At 57.7% G+C, this 6,977-nt stretch carries 6 protein-coding genes; 5 read left to right on the plus strand and 1 reads right to left on the minus strand.

The window, feature by feature from the left end:
- On the minus strand, nt 1-367 hold a 367-nt coding region (locus tag RMS03_RS06960; protein ID WP_310626360.1), incomplete at its 3' end, for a hypothetical protein.
- Nucleotides 368-598: 231 nt separating this feature from the next.
- Here RMS03_RS06960 and RMS03_RS06965 point away from each other — a divergent pair.
- Genes RMS03_RS06965 through RMS03_RS06985 form a run of 5 tightly spaced genes read left to right on the plus strand, consistent with a single transcriptional unit; the run spans nt 599 to nt 6,913 of the window.
- Nucleotides 599-2,356: a hydantoinase B/oxoprolinase family protein gene (locus RMS03_RS06965; protein ID WP_310626361.1), complete on the plus strand. Its 1,758-nt coding sequence runs from the start codon at nt 599-601 to the stop codon at nt 2,354-2,356.
- Nucleotides 2,353-4,422 carry a hydantoinase/oxoprolinase family protein gene (locus RMS03_RS06970; protein WP_310626362.1) on the plus strand — a complete coding sequence of 690 codons (2,070 nt, stop codon included), beginning with the start codon at nt 2,353-2,355 and terminating at the stop codon, nt 4,420-4,422. Before RMS03_RS06965 ends, RMS03_RS06970 begins: the two co-directional genes overlap by 4 nt.
- A 39-nt stretch (nt 4,423-4,461) precedes the next feature.
- Entirely contained in the window at nt 4,462-5,250 is a 789-nt protein-coding gene (locus RMS03_RS06975; RefSeq protein ID WP_310626363.1) for an ABC transporter ATP-binding protein, read from the plus strand.
- Entirely contained in the window at nt 5,247-5,957 is a 711-nt protein-coding gene (locus RMS03_RS06980) for an ABC transporter ATP-binding protein (RefSeq protein WP_310626364.1), read from the plus strand. Before RMS03_RS06975 ends, RMS03_RS06980 begins: the two co-directional genes overlap by 4 nt.
- Before the next feature lie 41 nt (nt 5,958-5,998).
- Nucleotides 5,999-6,913 (plus strand): branched-chain amino acid ABC transporter permease, encoded by a 915-nt coding sequence (locus RMS03_RS06985; RefSeq protein WP_310626365.1) that lies wholly within the window; start codon nt 5,999-6,001, stop codon nt 6,911-6,913.
- The last annotated feature ends 64 nt before the right edge of the window (nt 6,914-6,977 follow it).

The following is a 6,977-nucleotide window of genomic DNA, read 5'->3' on the forward strand; positions in this document are numbered from 1 at the left end:
CGTTTTGCGCTTTGTCGCCCATCACGTACATCGCCCAAACGCTGAGTGCAAAACCCAGCGGAACAACCCACAGGCTGCGCTGCGGTGAGTCGGGGAAATGCTGCAATCCGCCCGTAAAAAATCCAATTCCAATCGCAAAAACGATGGAAAAGACAATGCCAGAGCCCAGCACCTCACGCCACTTTATTGCCGCAGTGGGATGCTTGCGCATTTCCAACCATGCGCCAACCAGATAGAACAATACGCCCAAGCCAGCCGTCCACAGCGAACGGGTTTCGCTAAAAAATCCGTGGTTGACCGTGCCCGCAATAAAGCTAATGCCACCGTACTTGAAAACGGTTGAAAGATGCGTGAGTGAAAAGTTCATCAAAATATCCTTAAAGGAGAGAGAGAGAGAGTTGTGAGCAGGGGCTGATGATGGCGGCTTGCGGATTGTGGATTACAAACCGGTCGCGATTATAGACATCAAGCATGCTGCCCTTGTTTGCACTGCGCATCAAACTAATGTGCGCAAGATCGCAAGCCGCCGCCCGCTTTTGAACTTATTCTTGCGCTCCATAAAACCAACCATTCAGGTTGAAAAAAAGGGAGACAAAAGATGCAAACTCAAACCAAACCTAAAGTCGATCCGATCACCTTGGCCGTGATACGCGGGGTTCTCGAAACGACGCAACGAGAAATGTCAATCACGCTGGAGAAAACGGCGCGGTCCAGCGTGTTCAACGTCGCGCATGACTACAGCAACGCCCTGTTCAATCACCGTGGCGAGATGATCATCCAAGGTCAGGACATTCCGATTCACTTAGGCGGTCTGATGCCCGCCATGAAGGCCGTGATTGCCGCCCTCGGTGACGACGTGCATGACGGTGATGTGATTTACCACAACGACCCCGTGATGATGGGCAGCCACATTTTGGACTGCTGCATGTACAAACCCGTGTTTGTGGAAGGGCGTTTGATGTTCTGGAGCGTGTGCAAAGGCCACGTCGCCGACATTGGTGGCCCTGTGCCGGCTGGGTACAACCCCAATGCCACGGAAATCTACGCCGAGGGTTTGCGTATTCCCCCCATCAAGCTCTACGAAAAAGGCAAGGAACGGCGCGACGTCATCAACTTTTTGTTGGCCAATGTGCGTTCGCGCCGCGACTGGGAAGGTGATCTGCGCGCCCAGCTAGGCACGGTTCAAATCGGCGAGCGCAACATGATCGCCCTGTGCCAAAAATACGGCAGCGCGCAGGTCAGTGATTGTCTGGACGAACTGATGGATATGGCCGACCGCTCCATGCGCACGCTCATCCAATCCGTGCCTGACGGGGTGTATGAAGCCAGTGCCGTTTTGGAGGACGCAGGTCACGGTCTGGGCGAGCTGGAAATTCATGCCAAAGTCACCATCGCCGGCGACACCTGCCACATCGGTATTCAAAGCCCGCCACAAGTGCCCTACTTCATCAATTCGTATGCGGGCAACTCCTATTCTGGCGTCTACCTTGGACTCATGATGTTTGCCAAAGTCGCGCCGCCCTACAACGAAGGTCTGTACCGCTGCGTCTCGGTGGACTTGGGCCCCAAGGGCACCTTGTGCAACGCGCAAGAACCGGCGCCGCATGTGAACTGCACCACCACGCCCATGGAAACCCTGTGCGACGCAGTTCGTCTGGCGCTGGAAAAAGCCGCGCCCGATCGTGCCGTGGGCACCTGGGGGCATTCCAGTGGGGTCAACATTGCCGGACGCGACAAACGCACCGGCGAGGAATACGTCACCATGGTACTAGCGTCCTTAATCAGCGGTGCCGGTGCCACATCCACACAGGACGGCTGGAATGCCGTGGGCCCTGAGTGTTGCTTTGGTGCGCTCACCTCTGGGGACATCGAAATTCTGGAGTACAGCTACCCCATTCAAATCCATCGTTACGGTTTGGTGCGCGACAGTGGCGGTGCTGGCCTGCGTCGGGGCGGTTGCGCCACCGAGTGGGAAGTCGAACCGCTGGACCACGAAATGACGGTGGTGAGTTTTGGCGAAGGACGCCACCACCCTGCGAGTGGTGCCAATGGGGCCAGCAGTGCCTGCGAACACCTCAAACTCGGTCGCATCGAGCGCAAGGAAGGCGACGCGGTGCTGGAGGTCATGCGCAGCAATGCCATTCTCAGCGTGCGCCCTGGCGAACGGGTATCAACCACCAATCCGGGGGGCGGCGGCTGGGGCAATCCGCTCATGCGACCGATCGATCAAGTGGTCTACGACGTGCGCAACGGTTATGTATCAGTTGAGGCTGCCGCCGCAGAGTATGGCGTGGACGTCGATTGCAGCACCTGGACCGGTCAAGCTGTAGGGACCAGATTAAAGGAGTTAACATGAGCTATCGCCTTGGAGTGGACGCGGGTGGCACTTTCACCGACTTCGTGCTGGCCGATGACGCTGGCCACATTCATCTTTTCAAAGCCACCTCTACGCCCGAAGATGGCACCAAAGCCATTGCCGAAGGCTTTGCCCAGATCGCTGAAACCATGGGTATCCCCATGGCCCGCATCCTGGAACAAACCGAGCTGTGCGTCAATGGCACAACCGTCGCGCTCAACGCTTTGATCCAGCACAAAGGGGTCAAAACCGGCCTGCTGTGCACGGCGGGTCATGAAGATTCCCTGGAAATTCGTCTTGGCCACAAAGAAGAAGGCTATCGCTACGACGCCGAATATCCGGCCGCGCGCATCCTGGTCGATCGCCATTTGCGTGTGCCAGTGCGTGAACGCGTCATCAGCGATGGCACGGTACGCACGGCTTTGAATGAAGACGATGTACGCGCCGCATGCGAATTGTTTCGCCGTGAAAAAGTACAAGCCGTGGCGGTGTCTTTTCTGTGGAGCGTCGCCAACGATGCGCACGAAAAACGGGCCGCGCAGATCGTGCGGGACATGCTGCCTGGCGTTTATGTGTCGGTGGGCACCGAGGTGTTCCCACAAATGCGCGAATACACCCGCACCTCCACCACCGTGGTCAACGCTTATCTGGGACCGGTCCTGGCCGCCTATGTGGACAGCATCGATGCGTTCTACAAACAAGCGGGGGTGAAAGTGCCGGTGCGTTACTTTCAATCCAACGGCGGCATGGCCGCACGCGAGGCCATGGTTGGCCGCGCCGTCAACGCCATCAATTCCGGTCCAGCCTCCGCCCCTATGGCGGGGCGTCATGTGGCCAAGCCGCTGGGATTTGATAATTACATCACCGTGGACATGGGCGGCACTTCGTTTGACATCACCTTGACCAAGGACGGCAAAACCAACGTCAGCAAAGACATGGACTTTTTGCGCTACCGCATTGGTTGCCCCATGATCCAAGTGGAAACATTGGGAGCAGGCGGCGGCTCAATCGCCTGGATCGACAGCATGGGCGTGCTCAACGTAGGGCCGCAGTCTGCCGGCGCTCACCCTGGGCCTGCTTGCTACCAGCGTGGCGGCACACTGCCTACGGTGACCGATGCCAACGTCACGCTGGGTTACCTCAACCCCGAACACCTGTTGGGCGGACGCTTAAAGATAGACGCCCAAGCGGCGCGGCGCGCCATAGAGCAGCATGTGGCCAAACCCCTGGGTATCAGCGTCGAGCAGGCAGCTTTTGGTATCTTTAGCATTGTCAATAACAACATGGTCAATGGCATACGCCGTGTGTCCATCGAACGCGGCTACGACCCGCGCGATTTCGCTTTGATCGGCGCCGGTGGTGCGACCGCACTGCACATCACGGCGCTGGCGCGAGAAATCGGCATCAAGTCCGTTTTGGTGCCCAAACTGGCGTCGGGGCTGTGCGCCTTTGGGCAAATTCTGTCGGATGTGCGCTACAACTACATGGCCGCCACGCCCATGCGGCTGGATGAGCGGGCCGATCTCAACACCATCGAGTATCGTTTTCAGGATTTGGAGGCCCAGGCCATTGCGGCGCTGCGATCCGAAGGCGTGGCGCCTGGTGACATCGTGTTCCAGCGCAACATCGATATGCGCTACTTGGGTCAGGTGCATGAATGCACCGTGGACATTGGCAATTCGCCCGTAAACGACGCCACCATCGCGACGATTCGCGCGGCCTTTCACCAATTGCATCGTCAGCTTTTCACCTACGACGAACCTGACAGCATGATCGAGGTGGTCAATATCGAGAGCACGGTCAGCGGGCGCACCAAGCCGCTGGTTCACAAAGCATTGGAAGTCAGTGCCGGCATTGGGCAGGCGCTCAAATGTCACCGCAACATGATATTTTCACCCGAAGCCCAGGCCCAGAGTACGCCGGTGTATGACGGTCAAAAACTCGGCGCCAAGGATTGCATTGTGGGGCCTGCTGTGATCGAGGAACCCACCACCACCATCGTCATTCAGCCGGGCTGGACATCGACGCTCAACGAGAGCGGCACCTATGTCATCAGCGGCCATTAAGTCTAGAAGCCGTTCATTGCATCGTTCGTTGAATCAACAATGAAAACGCCCTTCTTGTCTGGTAGCCAGGTGCTGACAGCGCGGCACATTAGCGTGGCATTTGCGGGATTACATGCCTTGCGCCAAGTGGATATCGAGGTTCGCCGCGCTCAGGTAGTGGGTCTTATTGGCCCCAACGGCGCGGGCAAAACCACGCTGGTCAACGTGCTCACCGGTTTTCAAACCGTCAACAGCGGCGTGATCAGTTTGGATACTCGCACGCTCAATGGCTTGTCGGCCCATCACTTCAGGCGCTTGGGCATTGCCCGCACCTTCCAGGCCGGACGTCTTTTCAAGGGGCTCTCTGTCCTGGAGAATTTGATGGTCACCGCCACGGCACTGGGCCAAAACCCCCGCGTGGCGCGCCAACAAGCGTGCGAACTACTGGCCCAAATGCAGCTCCAGAACCTCGCCACGCATTTGGCGGGAGGCTTGCCTTACACCGACGAGCGGCGCGTGGCCATCGCCCGCGCTTTGATGGAAAACCCGCACTTCTTGCTGCTGGATGAACCGGCGGCCGGCATGTCAGACCATGAGGCGACAGATTTGTCGGCCCTCATCCGTGACATTGCGCTGAATCGGGGTTGTGGCGTCTTGCTCATCGAACACAACGTGCGCATGGTGCTGCAAACCTGTGCGCACATCGTGGTTCTTGACGCGGGTGCGGTGATTGCCAGTGGCAAGCCCGATGAGATACGTCACAACGAAGCGGTACGTCACGCCTACATGGGCACGACAACAGACTTGCCCGAAAACCTTCAGACGGTCGCGAGCCGAGGCGCACCATGAAACGATTGGAAATTAAAGACTTGTGTGTGGCCTACGGCGGGGTCAAAGCCTTGCGCGGCGTCAGTTTGAGCGTGGCACAAGGCCAGACCGTGATGATCACAGGCCCCAATGGCGCAGGCAAATCTACCCTGATGAAAGCCTTGGCGGGCGTGGTCAAACCTCAGTCTGGTCAAATTTTTCTGGGAGGCCACGATGTCACCGGACTTTCAGCCGAACGGGTGGCCGTGGCGGGCTTGTCCATGGTGCCTGAGGGGCGGCATGTGTTTGGCAGTATGTCGGTATTGGAGAACCTGCGCGTGGCCAGCGGGCGGCGGCGCGACAAGGCTCAAGTGCTTGCTGATTTGGACTCTCTGCTGGACGTGTTTCCGATGCTCAAGGAGCGCACGCATGTACAAGCTGGTTTGCTTTCGGGCGGTCAGCAGCAAATGCTGGTGATTGCCCGTGCACTGATGACGGCCCCGACTCTGCTGGCGATTGATGAACCTTCTCTGGGACTAGCGCCCAAGGTCACCGATCAGGTCTATGAGTCCTTGCACACACTGCAAGCGCGAAACCAGTTGTCGCTGCTGATTGTGGAGCAAAGCTCCGCGCGCGTGGTCATGACAGGCGCGCACATGGTGTTACTGCGCAGCGGACAAGTGGTGCTCGAAGGTTCGGCTCGCAGCCTAGATGCACAAGCGATTGAAGCCGCCTATTTCGGCATGTGAACGACAAGCGCGTCTCGAAAAAATTTCATAAGGAAACGCCCATGACTTCTGCATTGCAATATCTATTTGATGCCTTGAGCTTAGGCAGCCTGTATGCACTGGCCGCACTGGGGATTGCGCTTATTTTTGGGGTGATGCGTCTGGTCAACTTTGCTTGGGGCGAGGTGATCGCGTTTTGTGTGTTTTCGCTCATCGTCCCCACAACAGAAACTGTGACCACCTTGGCCCTTGGTGCGCTGCCCGCGCCGGTTTTGATTGTGTTGGTGTTGCTGATCGGTGCGGCGCTGTCTGTTGGCATGGAGTTACTGGTGTTTCGTCATCTGCGCCGCGTCAATGCCGCCACTACCATGGTGGCGGCTTTTGCGGTCGGTACCATGGTGCTGCATGGACTAATGGCCTTGCACGGCAGTCGCCCCAAGGCGATTGATTTATGGTCCGAATTGAATGTCCCCATGATTTTTTTGGGGGCCCGTGTGCCCGCACTGCAACTGCTCACCATCAGCGTGACGGCCTTACTGCTGGTGGGCTTGGTGTGGATGTTGCGACACACCCGCATCGGGCTAGAGATGCGGGCTGCCGCCGAAGACTTTGACATGGCTCGCATGCTCGGCGTGCGCGCCAACCAGGTGATTTTGGTGGCCTTTGCGCTGTCGGGTGTACTGGCGGCGATAGTGGGTTTACTCATGGTGACCAAGACCGGTGTGCTGGACATCCGCATGGGCGGCTCCATCATGTTGGTGGCATTTATTGCCACTGTTATTGGTGGCTTGGGCAGCTTGGTCGGGGCGGTGCTCGCCGGTTTTTTAATGGGTTTGGTCAGCACCGCTTTGCAAGCGGGTTTGCCAATGGACGCGCGACCTTTCAGAGATGCATTGCTGTATTTGGCGGTGATTGCGCTGTTGGTGTGGCGCCCCAGCGGTTTGTTTGTGACCAGCACAAGCACCCAACGCGTATAGATCACTCATGAAAAAACACTTCCACTCTTTATTTGCGCGCGGCTGGGTACGCACTTGGGTACGC

It is taken from the genome of Limnohabitans sp. (genome assembly GCF_031538885.1).
Taxonomy (GTDB): domain Bacteria; phylum Pseudomonadota; class Gammaproteobacteria; order Burkholderiales; family Burkholderiaceae_C; genus Limnohabitans.

What these genes read in the sequence shown, in the direction of transcription:
- RMS03_RS06985 (WP_310626365.1), top strand. Translation starts at nt 5,999, where the DNA reads ATGACTTCTGCATTGCAATATCTATTTGATGCCTTGAGCTTAGGCAGC.
- RMS03_RS06965 (WP_310626361.1), top strand. Translation starts at nt 599, where the DNA reads ATGCAAACTCAAACCAAACCTAAAGTCGATCCGATCACCTTGGCCGTG.
- RMS03_RS06970 (WP_310626362.1), top strand. Translation starts at nt 2,353, where the DNA reads ATGAGCTATCGCCTTGGAGTGGACGCGGGTGGCACTTTCACCGACTTC.
- RMS03_RS06975 (WP_310626363.1), top strand. Translation starts at nt 4,462, where the DNA reads ATGAAAACGCCCTTCTTGTCTGGTAGCCAGGTGCTGACAGCGCGGCAC.
- RMS03_RS06980 (WP_310626364.1), top strand. Translation starts at nt 5,247, where the DNA reads ATGAAACGATTGGAAATTAAAGACTTGTGTGTGGCCTACGGCGGGGTC.